Annotated in this window: 18 protein-coding genes; 13 read left to right on the plus strand and 5 right to left on the minus strand. The window is 59.4% G+C overall.

Annotated features, from left to right (window positions below; all coding sequences use genetic code 11):
* Window positions 1-68: 68 nt before the first annotated feature.
* The 3 genes from ACQUQR_RS16155 to ACQUQR_RS16165 all read right to left on the minus strand — a co-directional run bounded on the left by ACQUQR_RS16155 (window position 69) and on the right by ACQUQR_RS16165 (window position 3,088).
* Entirely contained in the window at window positions 69-1,130 is a 1,062-nt protein-coding gene (locus ACQUQR_RS16155) for an iron transporter (RefSeq protein ID WP_004594552.1), read from the minus strand.
* Window positions 1,117-2,424 carry a twin-arginine translocation signal domain-containing protein gene (locus tag ACQUQR_RS16160; RefSeq protein ID WP_011222434.1) on the minus strand — a complete coding sequence of 436 codons (1,308 nt, stop codon included), beginning with the start codon at window positions 2,422-2,424 and terminating at the stop codon, window positions 1,117-1,119. Before ACQUQR_RS16160 ends, ACQUQR_RS16155 begins: the two co-directional genes overlap by 14 nt.
* A gap of 76 nt (window positions 2,425-2,500) precedes the next feature.
* Window positions 2,501-3,088, minus strand: coding sequence for a methyltransferase family protein (locus ACQUQR_RS16165; protein WP_004594550.1), 588 nt, complete (start codon window positions 3,086-3,088; stop codon window positions 2,501-2,503).
* 230 nt (window positions 3,089-3,318) lie between these two features.
* Between ACQUQR_RS16165 and ACQUQR_RS16170 the strand changes: the two genes are divergently transcribed.
* Window positions 3,319-3,597, plus strand: a complete 279-nt coding sequence (locus ACQUQR_RS16170; protein WP_225935279.1) for a DUF7471 family protein — start codon at window positions 3,319-3,321, stop codon at window positions 3,595-3,597.
* Window positions 3,594-4,112 carry a winged helix-turn-helix transcriptional regulator gene (locus ACQUQR_RS16175; RefSeq protein WP_004594548.1) on the plus strand — a complete coding sequence of 173 codons (519 nt, stop codon included), beginning with the start codon at window positions 3,594-3,596 and terminating at the stop codon, window positions 4,110-4,112. Before ACQUQR_RS16170 ends, ACQUQR_RS16175 begins: the two co-directional genes overlap by 4 nt.
* Before the next feature lie 71 nt (window positions 4,113-4,183).
* Here ACQUQR_RS16175 and ACQUQR_RS16180 read toward each other — a convergent pair whose 3' ends face one another.
* Window positions 4,184-4,477, minus strand: coding sequence for a PadR family transcriptional regulator (locus tag ACQUQR_RS16180; RefSeq protein ID WP_004594547.1), 294 nt, complete (start codon window positions 4,475-4,477; stop codon window positions 4,184-4,186).
* A 133-nt stretch (window positions 4,478-4,610) separates the two neighbouring features.
* Between ACQUQR_RS16180 and ACQUQR_RS16185 the strand changes: the two genes are divergently transcribed.
* The 4 genes from ACQUQR_RS16185 to ACQUQR_RS16200 all read left to right on the plus strand — a co-directional run bounded on the left by ACQUQR_RS16185 (window position 4,611) and on the right by ACQUQR_RS16200 (window position 7,022).
* Window positions 4,611-4,778, plus strand: coding sequence for a DNA-binding protein (locus ACQUQR_RS16185; RefSeq protein WP_004594546.1), 168 nt, complete (start codon window positions 4,611-4,613; stop codon window positions 4,776-4,778).
* Between the two features lie 75 nt (window positions 4,779-4,853).
* Entirely contained in the window at window positions 4,854-5,906 is a 1,053-nt protein-coding gene (gene xseA, locus ACQUQR_RS16190) for an exodeoxyribonuclease VII large subunit (protein ID WP_004594545.1), read from the plus strand.
* A 3-nt stretch (window positions 5,907-5,909) separates the two neighbouring features.
* Complete coding sequence (gene xseB, locus ACQUQR_RS16195; RefSeq protein WP_011222436.1) at window positions 5,910-6,092, plus strand: exodeoxyribonuclease VII small subunit; 183 nt, start codon at window positions 5,910-5,912, stop codon at window positions 6,090-6,092.
* Window positions 6,093-6,737: 645 nt separating this feature from the next.
* The gene (locus tag ACQUQR_RS16200; protein WP_049909612.1) at window positions 6,738-7,022 is read left to right on the plus strand and encodes a hypothetical protein; all 285 of its coding nucleotides are present in this window, start codon (window positions 6,738-6,740) and stop codon (window positions 7,020-7,022) included.
* A 20-nt stretch (window positions 7,023-7,042) separates the two neighbouring features.
* On the opposite strand, the gene ACQUQR_RS16205 is transcribed toward ACQUQR_RS16200, so the two are convergent.
* Window positions 7,043-7,246 (minus strand): hypothetical protein, encoded by a 204-nt coding sequence (locus ACQUQR_RS16205; RefSeq protein WP_004594541.1) that lies wholly within the window; start codon window positions 7,244-7,246, stop codon window positions 7,043-7,045.
* A 139-nt stretch (window positions 7,247-7,385) separates the two neighbouring features.
* On the opposite strand from ACQUQR_RS16205, the gene ACQUQR_RS16210 reads away from it, so the two are divergent.
* From ACQUQR_RS16210 to ACQUQR_RS16240, 7 genes are read left to right on the plus strand one after another with little or no spacing between them, the layout of a single operon-like run.
* Window positions 7,386-7,808 carry a hypothetical protein gene (locus tag ACQUQR_RS16210; RefSeq protein WP_004594540.1) on the plus strand — a complete coding sequence of 141 codons (423 nt, stop codon included), beginning with the start codon at window positions 7,386-7,388 and terminating at the stop codon, window positions 7,806-7,808.
* Window positions 7,809-7,833: 25 nt separating this feature from the next.
* A complete protein-coding gene (locus ACQUQR_RS16215) occupies window positions 7,834-9,489 on the plus strand; it encodes a hypothetical protein (protein ID WP_011222438.1) in 1,656 nt (551 codons plus the stop codon).
* Window positions 9,489-10,391: a hypothetical protein gene (locus ACQUQR_RS16220; protein ID WP_011222439.1), complete on the plus strand. Its 903-nt coding sequence runs from the start codon at window positions 9,489-9,491 to the stop codon at window positions 10,389-10,391. The genes ACQUQR_RS16215 and ACQUQR_RS16220 overlap by 1 nt, the downstream gene beginning before the upstream one ends.
* Window positions 10,384-11,757 (plus strand): hypothetical protein, encoded by a 1,374-nt coding sequence (locus ACQUQR_RS16225; protein WP_004594537.1) that lies wholly within the window; start codon window positions 10,384-10,386, stop codon window positions 11,755-11,757. Before ACQUQR_RS16220 ends, ACQUQR_RS16225 begins: the two co-directional genes overlap by 8 nt.
* Window positions 11,758-11,763: 6 nt before the next feature.
* Entirely contained in the window at window positions 11,764-12,777 is a 1,014-nt protein-coding gene (locus ACQUQR_RS16230) for a hypothetical protein (RefSeq protein ID WP_435197485.1), read from the plus strand.
* Entirely contained in the window at window positions 12,774-14,858 is a 2,085-nt protein-coding gene (locus tag ACQUQR_RS16235; RefSeq protein ID WP_004594535.1) for a VirB4 family type IV secretion system protein, read from the plus strand. Before ACQUQR_RS16230 ends, ACQUQR_RS16235 begins: the two co-directional genes overlap by 4 nt.
* On the plus strand, window positions 14,851-19,221 hold the full coding sequence (locus ACQUQR_RS16240; protein ID WP_004594534.1) for a type IV secretory system conjugative DNA transfer family protein: 4,371 nt from the start codon (window positions 14,851-14,853) through the stop codon (window positions 19,219-19,221). The genes ACQUQR_RS16235 and ACQUQR_RS16240 overlap by 8 nt, the downstream gene beginning before the upstream one ends.
* Window positions 19,222-19,230: the final 9 nt, after the last annotated feature.

Consider the following 19,230-nt stretch of genomic DNA (forward strand, 5'->3'; position numbering starts at 1 on the left):
TCGCCAGTAGGAGGTGCTTCTCTTCCATAGATTTGGCTTCGGTTGGAATTCTAAAGACACCTTTGGAACTACAACGTCACCTGCACATCTGGCATATCAACGAAGGCTGTCTCGTATCCTTCATGGCGAGCTGTTTGTGGGGGCGAATCGACCGTGATCGTCAGCTCATCTCCCGTCTGTACATCTGCGACCGTCGCTCCGTAGTGATAGCGGAGCTCTGGATCGATGGTTGCCTGTAGAATTCCGTCGAACACTGACATCCCGTCACGGTGCAGTGTTCCCGAAAGCGACATCATCGGCAGCATCGTTCGATTGTAGGGTGTGCGCGGAGAAACAGCGAGATACCTCTGCTCCTCGTCCCCACCGAAACGTGACGCGTCTTCGAGGATCGTAACCACGAACTTCGCGTCCCCACTCGTCCCCGAGCCACGAACGTCCCCCGGGAGCGCGTCCGGTGTCGGCACTTGCGAACTCGGTAACATCTCCATGTCCATCAGGTCGACAGCACCCTTCGTGCCTTCTCTGTCGTCGGGAATGTCCGTATACGAGATCTCGTTGAGCGTCGATTCGCTGAATTCGAACTCGAACGTGAACGAGGCGTTCCCCTGATTCTCGGCCAGCGACCCCGTCCGTCGCGTCGACGGCCCGCCGATGCTGACCTCGACAGTGTATGTGCCGTCGCCCTGGAGCTGTGCGTTATCGCCGAAGTGAAACCCCATCGGCTGGGAGAGCATCGGCCACGGTGCGAACTGGTCGACCTGCTCGCCGTCCTGTGTAATCGTGAGCTGTGGATTGATATCGGGTGGGATGATCCCCGTCTGTGTCTCCCAAACGACCGGCATCAGGTGAATCGAATCTTCGGATTGAATCTCGACCTTCGTGATCCCATTCGGCTTCATCAGCCAGAACCGGTGCGCATACGAGTACGTGAGCGCACAACTGTACCCGCCCTGTTCCTTCATTCCGGGCATTTTCATGCCCTCGTAGTGGGTCGGATAGTAGACTGCGTCCGGGCGGTTCTCGGGGAGCGGTGGTGCCCGCGCTGACCGCGTCTCAAACAGGCCGGTACACCCCGCGAGCCCCACGAGTGACGTGCCCCCGACCGCCCGAAGCACGTCACGACGATTCATGCGTCACCTCCTGTGCGTTCTCGACCGGTCGCGCAGGCGGCAGCGAACGCAACGACCGTGGGGGGACGAGGAAATTACCGCGACGCTCCGTTCGGATGTACTGCAGGATGCCGTTGTTGTTTCGCTGACCGACGGCCGACTGCTCGGTGACGTCAGTGCCATTCATCGCTTCTCTCGTGTCGACGAAGTCGGTGATCCGTCGCTGGAGCGCAAGGAAGTGGAGGCTGGCGGTTTCACCGTCGGTAGAATCGAAGTCGCGCCGAAGGATGAGAGGCGAGTCATCGTCATCGCGAGCGCGGGCGGATTTCTGGGAGTGACCGACGACGCCCATCTCGCGGGCCGTCTCATCCGTTGGCTGACAGTCGTCGATTTTGCTGCTGGTTCCGAGATTGTCTCCAGCGCCCTCGATTACGTCGTTCTCGGCGTGGTACGGACAGAACATCTTCGCCTCACGCTGCCAGCGATCGTCCTGATTGTACCACTGATTGAGATTGAGCTGGAGCTTGGAGATGTGCTGGGTCGTTCCACCGGCGAACGGCCCCGACTGGATTGTCACGCGATCTTCACTGGCCTGGTTCTTTTTGAATCCCGATTTGAATCCCATAAACAGCGGCGCGTCCTCTGGGACCTTATCTGCCGGAACACCCTCTGCATCGTCAGCATTCTCCGCCGGCAACCCGTCCCCAATAAAGCCCGTCCGCCGGTCGGCGATTGAGAAAACATCGGTCAGTGTAGCGTCAGGCTGATCGACACCGTTGAGGGTTGATTTGTTCCCTTTGAGGGCTTCTTCGGCACCGAGCACCACCTGTGCCGTGTTACTCGCGAGATGGACGACTGCATCGGGCGTATCGAACTCGGGATCCTCAAACGGCGCAAGTGCTTCTGGATCAGGGAGGTCAACGTCTTCGGGAAGCGATTCGTCGAATCGGTCGAAGTATGCCGGAGAATAACTCACCGTGAGCAATAACCCGCCCCCGCTTCGCTCGTAGGCGTGTTCGATCCCACGGAGAGCTGTTTCAACTTGGTCACGGTCGTCTTCGTTCGGGGGCCCGTCTCGTCGGTAATTTAGATAGAGGAGCACACGATGGCTCGGAGCGACGACGTTCCCGTGGTCGTCCCGTGGGAGGGCCTCATTCCAAGCGTGCTGACGTTGTGGATACGACGAGAGATCATCCGGCCCTGTTGGGACGTCAACATCTTCACGGCCTAAACAGGCACTGAATGCCGCTGCGCCTCCGATAGCGACGGCCGACTTGAGGAATTCTCTGCGAGGGATACCTCTCTCATCAGTCATTGACGACAGTTAGGAAGCCAACGGAAAAGGCGGTTCTGGTAGAGTTCTTGAATCCCCGCTCAAGGTCGGTAGTAGACTATCTGGTGATGAGCTTCTTCACCAAGTTCCACCCGATAAATCGGGGGGCCCGCTTGCGGTATTGCTCGTATTCCTGGCCATACTGCTCTCGCAGCCACGGTTCTTCGGCAAACGGGAACAGTGCGTACACGAGGATGGTCAAGATGCCGTGTACAGCCAGTTTCCGGGAGTTCACTGCAATGATCGCGCCGACGATGAACGTAATGAATCCCACGCTCTGAGGGTTGCGCGTGTACTGGTAGATACCGTTCGTCCGAAGTTCCCCTTCTCTTCCACTGCTTTCCATCCACCCAAGTTCGAAGAGTGCTGAGAGGGCAAATCCCATCCCGAGTGCGGCGATACCGCTACCCGTGAGTTTGCTCCAACGTTCGGTGAAAATGAAGGAGTCCCGATCGAGCGCGCCCAGCACGGGAAACCCAGCGAACACGACGGAGAGCGCTGACCAATTGAACCACCACCGCCAAGAGCTGTCACCGATGGGCCACACTCGACGGTCAGGATGAACCGCACTGATGGCGTACCCGAGAATCAGCGTGACATCCGCGACGACCGCCGTCAGGAGCGCACGATCTGAGAACGAGGACATACGTGTATGTCGTGATAGTGAAGGACAAAAAAGTGAGACAATCTTGGGTTCGCATCTGGGTACTGCTCCCTCTGAAGAGGTTTGGAACCACCAACCACTCTCTACAATTCTAACATCCGGAGTAACTCGAATCGACGTTCTCAGGTAACTGCGTTTCAAATTCAGCCCACATGGCGGGATTTGTCCCACTCCATAGCGGGTTTACCGGTTCGCAGTCCCTTCCGTTGCTCGTGGTGATCACCGCCGCGGCTGCGGGTACAGCGGTACTTCTGGGACTTGCGATCGGCGCGTTCGTTCAACGCCAATCCCGTCCATATCTGTTAATCGTCGCTGCATTGGCTGCCCTTCTTGGACGCTCTGCGGTTGCGGGGATCTCCATCGTAGGCCTGTTTTCACAAGCCGAGCATCACCTCCTCGAACACGGGCTTGATGTCATTCTTGTAGCGCTCGTTATTGCTGCAGTCTATCACTCCCGAACCATTTCGAACGAGACCAACTTCGATACATGACACACCAACGTGACCGAATTCACGAGTATATTGCCACCCACCCTGGAGAACACTTCAACGCGCTCACGCGGAGACTCGACCTCGCACCAGGACAGGTACAGTACCATCTCAGGAAACTCCAGAATCAAGAGAGAGTGGTCAACCTACCTCTCTATGGCCGGACCCACTATTACACACCGGAATATGATGCGTGGGAGCGGGGAGCAATCGCTGTCCTTCGCCGGGAAACAGCACGCGACATCTTATTCTGTGTTCTCGAACAGGGAACATCCAGCCCGAACGCTGTCACAGAGTCCCTCGGGATTGCTCGGGGAACCCTTGAGTGGCACTTGGATCATTTGACGGAACAGAATCTCATCGAGAAACACCGAGATGTCAATAATCACGTGACGCTGGTCGCAGCCGAGCGGACTGAGACCGCTCGCCTCCTCGAAGAGATCTCCCCCTCGCTGTCCGATCGGATGATCGACCGGTTCACCCGCCTCGTCGATAACCTATTGGCGGATGGATCGTAACGAGCCCTCGGATGTATTTCGTTGAAACGAGAACTTGATTGTTCGATTACTGCACCCACTTGGATAGAACGCTATGCAGTCCCTGAGTCCACGGTTCCCAGATACTGGGTTTCCCACTCACGACGTGCCTCTATTTCACGCTGACCGCGCTGTGTAACTGTGTATACGTTCGTCCGCCTGTCGAGTTCACCCTTCTCGAGCAGTCCTTTGTCGACGAGGTCGTCGAGATTCGGATAGAGGCGCCCGTGGTTGATCTCCTGTTCGTAGTAGTCGTCGAGTTCGTCTTTGATTGCGAGCCCGTGTGGTTCCTTGAGCCCGGCCGTTACATACAAGATGTCCCGCTGGAACCCAGTTAGATCGTGCATCCGTCTGTTCTCTATTTTGAGGGGTGGCATATGTTCTCTCTGGTACCCCGAGGCGATTTTGGCTTGACTGGGTCGGGATATCGCGTGAAAACTTCGAACCTTTATATAGTGGACAGGTGAATTCCGCGATGGAATGTCTGACCTAATCGTCAAAGCAGCCGTGAAGGACGCACTCTCGGACAACAACGTCTCGGCAGATTTCTACGACACGCTCAACGAGGAGGTCGCCGAACTGCTCGACGACGCCGCAGAGCGTGCCGAGTCCAACGACCGGAAGACGGTCCAGCCCCGCGACCTGTAGGCCTGCGTAACGCAGCCAAGCCCGTCACTCGAACGTAGCTTTTTGAGGTTCCTGTACAGAAGTTAGGAAACGAAGATGGCGGACGCACCGGATACTGAACGGCAGGCGGTCGAGCCTGAGGCAGGAGACGTCCTCAGCGTGTCACAGCTGAACGACCGAATCGCCTCGGTCGTCGAGGATGCGCCTGCCCTCGACGGTGTCCGCTGTATTGGCGAAGTCACGGATCTCCATCAGAACAGTACAGCGCTCTACTTCACGCTTACCGATGGCGACGCCGAGCTCCCCTGTATGATCTGGGCAAACCGCTATCGGAAGATGGACGCCGAGCTCGAGGACGGGACTGAGGTCATCCTGGAAGGCGATATCGACTACTGGACTGAAGGCGGGAAAATCGACCTCAAGCCGTGGGAAGTGATCGTCGTCGGCGACGGCGACCAAGCGGCCGCGGTCGAGCGACTGCGCAGCGAGCTCGAAGAGCGTGGCTGGTTCGACGACGAGCAGAAACAGCGCCCGCCAGCGTTTCCGGAACGGGTCGGTGTTGTGACCTCACTCCGAGGGGATGCTCGGTACGACATCCAGAGCGCGATCCACGAGCAAGACCCTACAGTCGACATCCTGGTGAAGGATGCGACCGTCCAAGGGTCAGAGGCACCGACGTCTATCGCGAACGGGATTCACCATCTGGACCGCTCCGAGGACGTCGATTCAATTATCGTCGGCCGCGGCGGTGGGAGCGATTCGAACCTTCAGGCGTTCAACACCGAGCGGGTCGCGGAAGCGATCTTCACCGCGAACACCCCGATCGTCACGGCAATTGGCCATACTGACGACCGGCTAATCGCGGATCGGGTAGCGGATATGGCCGCGATCACACCGACAGCGGCCGGCGAGTACATCGCGAAGTCTCGGAATGACTTCCTGGCTAGCGACATTGGCCCGCTTGAGCAACAGCTTGAGGCCGCGTACGAGACCTTTGAACAGGAGCACGAACACGAACAGGAACTGGCCGAGGCAGTCGAAGAGGCGACCGCGCCTGAGGGCCTGTCGCCAGTTTACTACAAGGTTGCAATTGTCGTGCTCCTAGTGCTGTTGCTGCTCATTACTGCACTCTGGCTGGGGGTGATCTAATCGATGGCAAAAGACACGGACATCAGGAGTCGGATGAACCGAATCGAAGAGATTATCGACCAACTCGACGCGGATGAGGTGTCACTTGATGAAGGGAGTGAGCTGTACGAGGAAGGGCAGGAGTTACTAACTGAAATCCGCGAGCGACTCCACGAAGGCCAGGGCGAGGTCATCGAGATCAAATGAGGAACGGCAGCGGTATCGACTGTCTCTCCGCGTTAACCAACAGCCTGCCGTTGTTCACGAGCTTGTTGGTTAAGGTCGCTAGCCACGGTTACCCTTCAGGCTTATCTGCGATGTCCTCCCATTTCGAACCGTTCGACGGTAGTTCCAATGTTCCATGAGACGGTTCTGATATTCGGCGTCTACCTACTCGCGTGTGGTGTAGCGTGGATCCTCCATGAGTCCGCACACTACGCCGTCCACAGGCTCTATGCGGAATCAGTCTCGTTCGGTGTCAATCGACGTGGCCCATACGTTGACGCCGTTTACGCCCCGTCTGCTCCGACGGTCGCTATCCGACTCGGTTCGATCGCGCCGACTCTCCTCTATACCCCTATTGTCGTACTCGGAATTGGAGCCTATCTCTCGTCGAATCCGGTTCCACAGTTGGATCCAGTCGGGTGGTCGCTTGTCGCCGTTCCTCTCGTGATTTTGACTTTTCCGACTGGTGCTGATATCCAAGCGTGTCTCAACGCCTCAGAATAGCGTTTCTTAACGTGTATTCGGTCGGCGTCAGACAAACACTTCATTAGTTACATAGTCAGATTTTAAGAAAGTCATTGGCCGTCAGTATTTAGTAGATAAGACGCAAGTATGTGCAAATGTATCATGGCACAAGCCAGTCCCCGCAGTACCCCCCGTGAAACTGATACGGACGAGCGGTCCTCCGTGTCAGTTGAAGCGTGGTTGGAGGCGGTCAGTAGAGAACTGGATCCCGCCGAGTGTGAGGACCTCTCCGAACTCGGCATCTACTCGATCCACGAACACAGCAGCGCCCGCACGATCACCCTTCCTGAGGATGCGGACGAGTTCGAGGACGCGACGACGGTAAAGCAGTACTATTTCGAGGGCGAGGATTGCCCGCTTCTCATCGTTGCTCCGCTGCAGGTCTAAGTCGCCCTGTGGGTCGCAGATCAGCAGTCGGTGTCATCTTCTTTGTGGTCGGAATAGAACTGGATGAGGTACTGGAATCGGCCTGTATCACTCGTGAATGAGTCGAGTTCTTCCTGTAACCACTCGTATTTGTCCTGCGGGATTCGCATATTGATTCGGGCCACATCGTCGCTAACATCCGAGTCGGAGTTGCTGGCGCTGGTTGCTGTGTCCGCGTCTGACATTAGTTCGACCCAGGCTATGCGGTCGCATATATCCCAGTAGAATGAGAACTTCTCTAGAGAACTTGGAGAACTTTGAAGATCTACAAATTCATTCAAATTTTCTGACCTCTTTTGGTCGTGCTATCCTTTCCCACAAACGATGTGTGCTAAGGTCCCCTCCGGCGAGACGCCGGCCAGTACTGAGGAATCGACGTCCGTCATTCGGATCATCCACAGGTCCATCGGCCCGATTCTGCTGGCGCTCCTCCCGCTGATCCTGTTCGTGGGGACGGCGGCCGCACAGTCGGATCCGGGGAGCGCATTCTGCGACTCGAACATGGCCGACACCATCCAGAACATCTTCACCATCATCCAGTTCGGTGGGCCGCTCATCGGCGGCGTCCTCGCGCTCGGCGCGACGGTGGCGATCCCGTTCACCCGTCGCTCGGACTGGAAGAAGGAGATGAAATCTGTCCGGAATCAGGGCCTGCTCTGGGGCGTGATCGTCGCCCCCCTCGGGACGGAGATCGTCCAGTTCATCCTGAACAACATCGTGGTCGGTGGCACGAGTTGTGGATTCTAACCACGCACCAGGATTCGCACTCGTCATGTCCGCCGTCCTCGTCGCATCGACAGCCGCCGTTCCAGTGGGCGCCCATCCCCCGAATAGTACTGACCACGGCGTTCCGGAGGAGACCTTTCACAAACTGTGGTCGGGGGATCAAGACGGTGCGACCGACGGTGCGAATCTGAGTAACGGGTCGGCGGTCGAGCAGCTTGGCGAGGGGACCGATGTCCCGTTCGATTCGCCCCCGCGTGCAGTTGAGCGATGGAACCGTGGCGACCACTCGGAGTTCCCGGCGACCAACAGCTCCGTGTCGATCCATCCACCAGATGCGGACCTCACCAGCGACCAGTTCATCAAGGAAGCCTATACTGAGGTGTTCGCCGTTCAGCCGTCCACCCGAGCGCGCCTCTCGTCGTCTAGACAGCCGCTTTACGTCGCTCCAGACGGGACGCTCCGCGGGACCGTCGATTACCGGGTGGCGGTGCCGCCTGACGACACCTCCGGCGATCGACGTGTCTACTGGAGTCTGGAGAGCCATCAGGTTGAGGAGACGAGACTCCTCGTCGACGGCGACGAGGAGACGACGGCTGGTGGTTCCCACACGCCGGCACTGTCGTACTCCTTGGATGGATACGCCGGCGAGGACCACCAGCTCACGCTCCAGGCGAATATCTCGGTCCGACTTCGGAAGGAGGTCGAAGTTTGTACCGCTCACAACGACGAAGGCGATTGTACCAACTGGGAGAGTTCCGTTTCATACCCGACCGAGACCGTCACGGTAACCGATTCCATCGAGGTCACGAAGTATGACCTCGCGGTATCAGGGTTCATCGCGGAGTATCCGAACGGTGATCTCGGCCTCGTCGTTTACAAGAACCAGCCGTGGCTCGGCTACCAGTTGCCCAACGGTGATGTCCGAGGTGTCTGGCGGTTCTACTCAGCCCGAGACAAGGACTGGGATACGCTGGTCTACAGCTCGGACGACGGACAGCGGACCGCCCACTCACCGCTCCATCCACTCCAGGTGAACGCGTACCCCATCGAGACGGGGCCGACGCCGTCGCCCCGCCGGAACGTGACGATACTGGATGTGTACGGGACGTCGACGTCGCCGCCGACGCTCCCGTCGAACGTTCACCTGGATGTTCTCACGGAGTCGTACACGGCCAGCTACGGCATCGCGACGCGGGCCACGACCGACGAACAGCCCGAGACTGTCCGTGCGTGGGGGCTCGTCAGAGGGGTTGAGGCAGAACGGCCCGCCGATGAGTTCGCTCGAATCCAGATCGACGAGAGCAACCTCTCTCTGGAGGTGGTGAACCAGACCGAAGATACGGTCACCGTCCGGGTGACCCTCCAGAACGCGAACACCGGCGCACCAATCAATACCGACGAACGGGACGGCTACGTCGTCGTCAACGGGCAGCGGGTGAACACGACCGGGAACGGAACCGTCACGACGACGATTGAACGTTCCCCTGGCGGTGTGTCGGCCCGATACGAACCCGGCCACTGGTGGCTCAATCCTCCCGGCTATACCGGCGACTCGGATACTGTCCTGCTGCAAGGCTCAGTGCTCCAGTTGGTGTCGACGCTGTTCCGGATCGGCGTTCCCGTCTCGCTGTTCCTCCTTGCAGTGTTCTTCATCGATCGGATTACAGGGTGGCGTATCTGGCCCCCGTGGAGGTCACTATAATGATCAGAGAACATTCAGAATCCCATGACCGGAATTCGGAACGGTGGATTAGTCGACGCCGTCTTTTGGCTTCGTCTGGAACAGCCCTGCTTGCAGGAGTAGCAGGGTGTTCCGGAACCGATGGTCCCGGCAACCAGACTGAATCCCCAACAGGTTCGTCCTCTACGTCGCCGTCTACAGATTCGGTATTTGAGGAAATCAGCTTCGCGGGACCCAACCTTGTGGTGACGCTGGCTGATGATCACGATGTCGACCAACTCAATCTGATTGGTCCAGATGGTACTACGTTCGAACAGTCAACCGTTGCACAGGGAGCTACAAGAGTCGAAATACAGATTGTCTTCAAGACTGGTGGGACGTACTCTGCCGGCGAGTACGAGTTAGTCGCCGTTTCGGGCGAGACATCTGAGTCGATGTCCCTGGAGCTTCGGCCCGATATCCAGATCGTCGATGTCGAACCGGAGTTCGATGAAGATGATGGCTACAGTAGCGGTCGGCTCTTTGTGACGGTCGAGAACGTCGGTACTGGTCCCTCTTGGGTGTATAATATTGGCTTCCGGAATGCGCCGTATCGGAACGCACCTGAGGTAATCGAAGGAGACGGCGTTGCTGATACCACGTTCGAGCGTCCGGAGGCGAGCGAAGAATTCCTCAGCCCCGGTACTGAACGGGAATTCCTGAAACAACGGGGTGTTCTCGTCATCGATGACAACGACGATGTCTCATGTGAGAGTGATACTGCAGAATTAACCGTTGTTGTTCAGACCCCACACGGAGATATTGAGCAACCGATTCGGGCGGAACTGTCCGGTGGATACCACATCGACGATCAAGGCGCAATCCAACACCCGTGTAAAGACGTCCAGATTGAACTACTGGACGGGGGTGGAGACAATGCGTAGTCCCGTCCGATTCCTAGTTCGCTCTATCTTCGTCTTTTTCGGGCTACTGACTACGGGCACTGCTCCGGTTTTAGCTCAAAGTGACGGAGGCAGCGATGGAGGTGCTCTTGGAGACATTATCATCAGCGCTATCCAAGAACTCCTTGAGATACTCTTCAGCCCTATAGAGACCGTCATAGAGAATCACGGTGATGCAGTCTTGCGGACAGTGGTGGGTACTCCCCATCCAGATTCGGTGTTCAATCAGCCGACGAACGCAGCGTGGCCCGGAATTTATGACTACTACTGGGAGATGATTATCCCGCTTTCGCTATCGCTGTACGGCCTCTCGATTGGAATCGTCATTTTCCTTGAATCGACGAGCCACTTGTTCAACGGATACCATCGCTCGAAGCTCAAGAAACGCGCCTTCGCTGGACTGCTCGGTATCTTGTCGTGGTGGTGGATCTCAGCGCTATCGTTGCGGTTTATGGATGCATTGGCTGGGTTCCTCGTCCCCTCGGTGTCAGAAATCTCGCTATTCCAGACGCTGTCGTTCACTGGGATGGGCGTGCTCGGCACGGTCGTCGCTCTCTCAACGAATTTGCTCCTATTCGTGTTGATCGGCCTGATTTACCTAGCGAGACAACTGGCACTCTACCTATTTGTGTTCCTGATGCCACTACTCATTGTATTCTGGATCCCTGGCGTCGGGCCGTTCGCCCTAGTCTCGAAATTCATGAAGAAGTTGGCCGGGTTCTACGTCCCTTTCCTGTTTATGACGGTTCCAGTTGCTCTCCTGTTCCGTCTCGGGGACATCTTGGGGACGAGCTTCGGCCCCTCAGCCGGTGAGTTCGGGGCTTGGTTGACGGCACTCGTTATCCCGCTTCTCGCCGTTGCCTCTCCGTTTGTTTTGTTCTGGCAGGCCGGGGCGTTGTTCTTCATCGCCGACAGGGCGGCCAGGCATATGTCTGCTGAGAAGGCCCGTAGTCGGTTGTCTAGAGGGCGTGAACAAGTCCAATCGGCCAAACAGGGTGGGAGAAACTTCGTTCGAGGAGTGCGCGATGAGCCCGCAGTCAAGAGCGGTGGCCAATACGTCTTGAACTCTGGTGATTCGAGAGCCCACTCTACCGGCCAACGACTCAATACGACTGGCTCTCGCCTCCGTGAAGCGATCACCGACGGCAGCGGTGGAGGGGGAGGAAACAGCGGAGGCGGAAACCTCGGCGGCGGAAATGATGATTCTACGGCCGGCTCCACCACCAGCGAGGATAGTAGTGGGAACGACGGAGGCGAGGAATTCGATCGAGACGATGCGTTCCGGGACCCCCAGACTCGGAACCGGAATCCAGATTCAGCAGATGACCCGCCACGCTATATCCACTAACAACCCATGAGCTCCGCAACTGACCCCGCGAAACGAATTCCGAAGTCACTCGGTACCGACACCCAGTTCCTCGGGAAGTACTCGCTGACGGACCTCGCCGTCGCCGGTCTTCCCGGTGTACTGGTAGTCCTGGTGACGCAGGTCGTTATCCCACCGTCACTCACCGTTCGTGGCATTCCGGTGTCCGCCCTCACGATCCCCCTCGCAGTGATTGCGATCGCCTTCGGTGGGCTGTTCGTCTACCTCACGCCCGGCTACACCAACAGTCTCGACTGGCTCGGTCTGTTCGTGAACTTCCACCGCAGCGAGACGGAGATCGCCCACGAGGAGGCGAAGGAGTACACTCACGTCGAGCGCGTCTACCCGCGACAAGACGCCATCGAGCGGACGGACCGGGCTCTTGTCGGAGCCGTTCAGGTGTCGCCACCGACGATGGCGCTCGCGACCGACGAGGAGTGGGCCCAGAAGGCGGAGGCCTTCCAGGACTTCGTCAATACGACCGTCGAGTTCCCGATCCAGATTTACTCGACGACGCAGGCGTTCCCCGCCGACGAGTACGTCGGGCGGTACGAAGACCGGTTGAGCGACCCGGACGTCAAATCGAACGAGAAACTCCAGGCGCTCATCGAACACTACGTCGACTGGTACGACCGGGAGCTGGCGCAGCGTCAGATGACCATTCGCGACCACTACGTCCTGATTCCGGTACGACCTGAGGAGGTCCGATACGAACGGGCCAGCCTCCTCGAAAAGCTCGCTAGGATCCCCGTACTGGGCATCCTCATCCAGATTGTCACGGCGCCGCCGGAGGAGGAAGAGCGAGCCGCGATGCTCGAGGAACTGGACGAGCGGCGCCGGCGGGTCGAGCGCGGCCTCCGCGGCATCGAGGGGTGTGACACGCGCCCCGTTGATGCGGCCGAACTCACCCGCCTCATCGCGGAATACTGGACCGGCACGGAAATCGAGTACGGCGACCCCGAACAGGTGCTTCGAACGTCCCCCGTCATCAACAAGTCATGATTGGAAACCTGCTGCCCTTCACCGGCTCGGATAGTTCAGAAACTGACGACGAGGCGACCGCAGACGAGGCCCCCGACGAAGAGGGGGAAGATGCTGAATCACAGTTTACCGTGGACTACGAGGCCGACGGTGAGGCAGTCGACGGCATCCCCGAGATCCATCAGACCGTCGTCTCGCCGTCGAGTATCGAGCGAACGCCCAGCGCCCTCCGGACTGACACCCAGTGGGCGCAGAGTCTGTGGGTCGGTGAGTATCCCGATGCTCCGATGGATGGCTTCCTCGAAAAACTGTACGCGGCCGCCGAGACCCAACAGACAGATGTCAGCATCCACATCGATCCTCGTGATACGCGAGAGACGTTGGATTCGCTGGAGAACAAGATCGAGGACCTCGAAGCCGACTACGAGTACCTGACCGAGAAGCATCGTGCGAGCGCCCGGGGCGTCGAGAAAGACCTCGAGGACCACCAGGAGATGTACGACGTCCTTCGGAACACGACGATGCAGGCGTTCGACGTCTCGATGTATCTCACGGTCAGGGGCAACGATCGCGAGAACATCGACGCCGAGTCGGTGTCGACGACAGCCCGACAAGCGCCTGCGAATCTGACGCCGGTGACGCCCCGGTGGTCACAGCTGAAGACGTTCACCTCAGCGAGCCCGATCGCCCTGGATCAGTTCAACGAGACGCTCGACAGCAAGACGCCGATGCTCGGCGGGGCAGTCGGCGCGATGTTCCCCTTCGTTTCCGGTGCGTTTGCGGAACCCGGTATCGAATACGGGACGTACGCGCTGAATTCGAGTCCACTCATCCTCGACCGATTCAAACGGCAAACCGGCTACTGTATGATGGTTATCGGCCGGCTCGGCGCAGGCAAATCCTTCGCGACGAAGCTCCGGCTCGTGCGGCGGGCGATGTTCGACGAGGATACGGTCGTCATTATGCTCGACCCGATGCGGGGGTTCGCCGGCGTCAACGAGGCGCTCGATGGCGAGCGGATCACGGTCGGTGGCCGGCGGGGGCTGAACCCGCTGGAAATCAAACCGACGCCCGACCACGTCCTGCAGGAGGTCGACGACATCGACCCGTGGGGCGAGCAGATCAACTGGGTGATGACCTTCTTCGCGACGTTCTTCGAGCACGTCGCAGACCATCCACTCGGCGAGCGCAACCAGACGCTCCGGCGGGCCGTCCAAGAAGCCTACGAGAAGCGCGGGATCACCCGCGATCCAGAGACGCACACCCGGGACTCGCCCACCATCCACGACGTCATCACGGTCCTCGAAGAGATGGTCGAAGACCCCGAGGAGTACGGCTACGTCACGGATGGGGAGCAGGAAGCCGTCCAGTCCGATGCTCAGTCGCTACTCAAGGACCTCCGACCGTCATTCCGCGAGGGCGGTGAACTCGAGAATCTGGCTCGCCCCTCCGAGTTCGACCTCGATTCGAAGGTCATCTACCTCGATCTCCACCAGGAGGAGGGGACCCGTGGCCGGGCGGAGACCAGCCTGATGATGCAGGTGCTGTTCAACAGCGTCTACGAGCGGGTCAAACAGACCGACAAGCGCGTCGTCTTCTGTATCGACGAGGCGCACTACCTGATGAACGACGCCGTCTCGTTGGACTTCCTGGAGACAGCCGTCCGGCACAGCCGCCACTTCGATCTGAGCCTCGAATTCATCACGCAAACGGGGGGTGAATTCGCGCTGACGCCGGAGGCACGCACCATCGCGAACCTCTGTTCGTTGACCGTCCTCCACCGCGTCAATGAGGAGAAAGAGAAGATCGCCAAGTGGTTCGACCTCAGCGAGCGGCAGGTGAACTGGGTTACCTCCGCGAAGGCCGGGGAAGACGAGGACGGCTACTCTGAGGCGCTCGTCGGTATCGACCAGGAGGGATGGTTCCCACTCCGAATTCGGGCAAGTGACTACGAGGCTCACGTTATCGACGGCGGCGCTGCGGACGTGGCCGAGCTTGAACCCGAGCCGACGACGAGCGTGACGAATCCAGATAGCCGACCCGCCGGAACGCGTGCCGACGGCGGTGAACCAACTAGCACTACCACTCAGGAGGATGACTGAACAGACCCCGTCAGAAATCCCGTCAGTGGCTAACGGCGACGAGTACATCCGGATCACTCCCTCCCGGAGCGATCTCGCGCCGGAGACCGTAGTCCGTCAACTGGCCGGCCTCCACGGCCTTGACGCTGGCAACGACGGACTTCTCGCAAGTATCGGTCCCTTCGGCGATCCGCCACCGGTGTTCGAGTTCCTCGCAGTGAGTGAGGGGGCAGACGAGCCGGTCGAGTTCTATTACGGGGCCGACCGCCGGTTAGATGCCTTCGAAGAACGCCTCCGGACGCTGTATCCTCCGACCGTCACGTTCGAGCGGGTCACCCTTGACTTGGAAACGAAGCTACTCCCATCGACAGCAGACCCGTCTCAGGACCACAGTGCCGGAGGTGACGATAGCCACGGAATGAACCCCAGGACAGCTGAGGAATTCTCCGGAGACCCGAATTCGGATTCAGAGCCCGTGACTCTCTTCGATTCGACGGGGCAGGAACCGGTCGGTGATGGCGGAAGTGTGCTGTCGGAGAGCACTATGTCGCAGGACGAGGACGAAGTCTTGTTCGAGGCCGATTCGAGTGACGAGTCCACAGCGGCTGGTCCGTCCGACTCCGAACTCGATGCCGATCACCAGCCGGCTCATACGCAACCGACCGTCGATGAGACGACCCCACTCGGAATCAGTTGGCACGGGCAGGCTACCCGGCGGGAAGACTGGATGACGACACTACCCCAATTCACGAATACGGAAGACGACGATGACGATCACGCTCGGGCCCCGCTCGCGTCACTCATCGATCAGCTGACCCGGGCCGAACACCCGATCGCGTTCCAGGTACTCTTTCAGCGGAAATCGGACTGGACGCACGAGGCACGAGAGCGCCAGCGGAAGCTCCGTGAAGGCGAAGACCGGGTCGTCGACTGGTTCTTCGGAGAACTCCTCGGAAACACAGAGAACGAACCACAGAGTCCGTCGAACACCGGGCGACAGCGTCGGTATCTCGACATCGGTGGGCGAGAGCGGGTCGAGGCTATCGACGAGAAGGAGCCACAGCACACGTTCACGGTGAATATGCGGGCACTTTCGCTCGTGACCTCCGACCGACAACGAGAGCGGGTTGACCATCGTCTCGATGATATCGGGTCGGTATTCGATCACCTGAACGGGCCGCACTATCGGCTCCGACCGAAGCGCATCCGCCGTGGGCTTCGAAAGGGGCGGCGAGCCAAGAAGCACGCCGACCGGGTACTCAACGCTACGTTGGCTACCAAGAGCGACTGGCGGAAGACCCGCCCCGATCTCGTCCTCGGGCCGGCTGAGTTGGCGAACTTCGTGGTCGTTCCGCCGGCAACTGACCTCACGACCGAGGGCGGGCGGGGGTCCGACGCCGAACCCGAGAGCCGGACGCCCCTGCCACTCCCGGCGCAGGACCACATGGATGCGTTCACGGACGCCGGGATGGCGATCGGCCGCGGTCTTGGGGAAGACGGTACGCCCACGTCGGAGCCGATGCGGATTCCCCCGCATCTACTTCCGTTCCACGTCGGCCGGTTCGCGAAGAGCGGCGCCGGCAAATCGGTCGCGCTTGAAAACGACGCCCTCTCGCTGTACGACCAGACGAACGGGCCAGTGTTCATCATCGACTCCAAGGGCGGGAATTTCCCCGAGAACTATATGCGGGCTCACGCGAAGCGCTTCGGCACCGACGACCTCGAGGAGAACGTCCTCCACTTCTCGGTGCCCGACATCCTGCCTGGCTTCGCGTTCTTCGACATCACGCCGGCATTGGAGGACGGCGTCCGACGCGTCGACGCGATTCAGGACAAGGCCGACCACTACGAGGAGCTCATCAAGCTCGTGATGGGGCCGGAGCGGTACGAGGACGCCATCGCCTCGCCGACGCTCATCAAGTACCTCATCAAGGCGATGTACGACGAGGAGTACGGCCTCGAAAACGGACACTTCCGGCAGGATACAAACTACTTCACCCACGACCAGTTTGAGCAGGCGGTGACCCAGTTCCACGCCGCCGGGCCACCAGATTCGACACCCGAAGATGCACCGCGAGCCAGCGACCCGCAGGTCGCCGAGAAACTGGAGCGACACCTGCGCTCGAACCCGGCGACGTTCTCGAACGTCGTGAGCGGCATCAGCAACCGGATGGACTACATCACGCAGGACGCCCATCTCCGGCGGATCTTCAACAATACCGAGTCACAGTTCGACTTCCGCGACCTCCTCGACGAGGACAAAGTAGTCATCTTCGACCTCGGCGATCTCCGCGACGAGGCCGCCCGTGTGATGACCGGCGTCATTCTGACGCAGCTCTACGATGCTGTCAAGCGTCGCGACGGCGACGAGCTGGCCCGCAAGCCAGACGACTACGTGGCGAACCTGCTCATCGACGAAGCGTCGTCGGTCGTCGTCTCTGATACGCTGACGACGCTGCTCGAAAAGGGGCGGGAGTTCCGGCTATCCATCGAACTCGTGACGCAGTTCCCTGAGCAGATGAAGGAGGCCGGCAACCGCGAGGTCTACCTGAACGTCCTGAACAACATCGGCAGTCCGCTCGTCGGGAAGATCGCCGTCGACGCCGACATCGCCGAGGCACTCTCACACGAGGCAATGGATCCCGTCGAGTTCAAGAATCGGATCAGTTCCCTCCCGCGTGGCGAGTGGATCGCACAGCTCCCGAGCCCAGAGTTCGGCGAAACCGGCCCCGACCCGTTCAGTATCGAACCCCTTCCGATTCCACCCGGTCATCCCGATAGCGAGCAGCCACTGACCGGGACGCAAGAAGAGCGATTCCAAGACGCCTTGGACGCCGTCCACGAGCATACCCGCGAGGAGTACGGGGTCGCCGGCGGGACGACCGTGGAGAGCCGTGACGCTGCGACTGACGTCGCTCTGGAGAACGCGGATGACCTACCGTTGGAAGTCGCGATGGCCCGTGCGATTCGCGCCGTCCAGCTGTCGAACGACGTACGTGAGACGAACGGCTGGGTCTCCGTCGAGGACGTCGATGAGGAACTGCTCTCGCGCATCGAGGAAGACACCATCGAGGCGCAGGGCTACGAGACACTACCAGAAGTGAGGGAGGCGTCCTCGCTCATCGAGGTCGATCTCCCGGACGGTGGTTCGTCGGTGCAGTGTCGGCTCACAGACGAGGGTGAGCAAGCAGCCGCGCCCGACACGTCGACATCACCGACCGGCGGGGGCGAGCACCACGATGCAGTCCTTGAAACGGTCGAGCAATCCCTCGCAACTGCGGGGTTCTCCGTGGAGGTCCTCGATCAGAACGGGGAGTCCCGCCCCGATGCCATCGCGACGCATCCGGATCTCGACCGGGAGCTCCAGGTGGAGGTCGAAACCACCACCCACGTCCGGCCGGCGAAGGTCCTCACGAACCTCCGGAAGGCCCAGGAACAGGAGCGAATCCCGCTGTTCGTCGTCGCAGACCACGACGATCAGCCGGCTGACGAGATTGCCGACCGGCTTGCGAAAATCCTCAGCGAGCCGCGAAATCAGCTCTCCTCCGGGGAAACACGGCTGTATACGATGAACCACAACGTCACATTCAACGGTGGTGCGCGAGCCGCGGATGGAGTGACGGCCGTCCGACCGGCCACTGGTGGTAGTCGCCACACCCGCTGGTTCGAGCGGGACGGTGCGTTCGTCCTCGAGGATAGTGCCGGAGACCAGCACGCCCGGATCGACTCCTTCGACGCTGTGTCGAAAGATCAGTTCCCGGCGACGTACAGCTACGACGCCGAGAGCGAGTCATACACCGTCTTTAGGCCGGGAGAACTTCCCGAGTCCTACGAGTCACGTGAGGCGTTCGAAGCGGATTGGGTACCTGTCAAGCGCCCGTTCGTGCCCAGTACCGACCTACCCGTTCCGGAGTACACGGATGATTCGTATGCGATAGGTGTCATCGAGGATGAGCAGAATCTCGAGCTCTACACTCGAGACTCTGACGCGACCAAAGACCTTGCTGGGCTCATTGAGGCGATCGAAAACAATGAACTCCATCTGGCAGGTGTGGAGCCAGACGAACCTGCCGATAAGCAATCTATGAAGCAGGAAGACCACGAGAACGATCCGTTCGGCATCCAAGCATTCGTCCGCGATAGCATCGTTAAATCCGGCGACGGGGTCGTCGCGGTCGCTGAGGTCTACGATGCGTACGAGCAATATGCGACGGCCGAGGAGTACGAGGTGAAGCCAAAAAACCGGTTCACACGTACGCTTCGCGACCACGTTGCGTTCGAGCGTGACAAGAAGTGGTTGGACGGTCAGACGCGACGCTGTTACGTCGGAATCGAGCTGGACGACGCCGGCGACCAGGAGGAACCGAATGATGCCAGTGCGTAGTCGTTTCGC

It is taken from the genome of Natronomonas sp. EA1 (assembly GCF_051195035.1).
Classification (GTDB): Archaea; Halobacteriota; Halobacteria; order Halobacteriales; family Haloarculaceae; genus JBNTJV01.

Excerpts from the sequence above, each read along its gene's own strand:
- ACQUQR_RS16225 (WP_004594537.1), top strand. The coding sequence starts at position 10,384 with ATGCGTAGTCCCGTCCGATTCCTAGTTCGCTCTATCTTCGTCTTTTTC.
- ACQUQR_RS16175 (WP_004594548.1), top strand. The coding sequence starts at position 3,594 with ATGACACACCAACGTGACCGAATTCACGAGTATATTGCCACCCACCCT.
- ACQUQR_RS16160 (WP_011222434.1), bottom strand. The coding sequence starts at position 2,424 with ATGACTGATGAGAGAGGTATCCCTCGCAGAGAATTCCTCAAGTCGGCC.
- ACQUQR_RS16185 (WP_004594546.1), top strand. The coding sequence starts at position 4,611 with ATGTCTGACCTAATCGTCAAAGCAGCCGTGAAGGACGCACTCTCGGAC.
- ACQUQR_RS16200 (WP_049909612.1), top strand. The coding sequence starts at position 6,738 with ATGGCACAAGCCAGTCCCCGCAGTACCCCCCGTGAAACTGATACGGAC.
- ACQUQR_RS16165 (WP_004594550.1), bottom strand. The coding sequence starts at position 3,088 with ATGTCCTCGTTCTCAGATCGTGCGCTCCTGACGGCGGTCGTCGCGGAT.
- ACQUQR_RS16235 (WP_004594535.1), top strand. The coding sequence starts at position 12,774 with ATGATTGGAAACCTGCTGCCCTTCACCGGCTCGGATAGTTCAGAAACT.
- ACQUQR_RS16210 (WP_004594540.1), top strand. The coding sequence starts at position 7,386 with ATGTGTGCTAAGGTCCCCTCCGGCGAGACGCCGGCCAGTACTGAGGAA.
- ACQUQR_RS16180 (WP_004594547.1), bottom strand. The coding sequence starts at position 4,477 with ATGCACGATCTAACTGGGTTCCAGCGGGACATCTTGTATGTAACGGCC.
- ACQUQR_RS16205 (WP_004594541.1), bottom strand. The coding sequence starts at position 7,246 with ATGTCAGACGCGGACACAGCAACCAGCGCCAGCAACTCCGACTCGGAT.
- ACQUQR_RS16230 (WP_435197485.1), top strand. The coding sequence starts at position 11,764 with ATGAGCTCCGCAACTGACCCCGCGAAACGAATTCCGAAGTCACTCGGT.
- ACQUQR_RS16155 (WP_004594552.1), bottom strand. The coding sequence starts at position 1,130 with ATGAATCGTCGTGACGTGCTTCGGGCGGTCGGGGGCACGTCACTCGTG.
- xseA (WP_004594545.1), top strand. The coding sequence starts at position 4,854 with ATGGCGGACGCACCGGATACTGAACGGCAGGCGGTCGAGCCTGAGGCA.
- ACQUQR_RS16220 (WP_011222439.1), top strand. The coding sequence starts at position 9,489 with ATGATCAGAGAACATTCAGAATCCCATGACCGGAATTCGGAACGGTGG.
- ACQUQR_RS16215 (WP_011222438.1), top strand. The coding sequence starts at position 7,834 with ATGTCCGCCGTCCTCGTCGCATCGACAGCCGCCGTTCCAGTGGGCGCC.
- ACQUQR_RS16240 (WP_004594534.1), top strand. The coding sequence starts at position 14,851 with ATGACTGAACAGACCCCGTCAGAAATCCCGTCAGTGGCTAACGGCGAC.
- xseB (WP_011222436.1), top strand. The coding sequence starts at position 5,910 with ATGGCAAAAGACACGGACATCAGGAGTCGGATGAACCGAATCGAAGAG.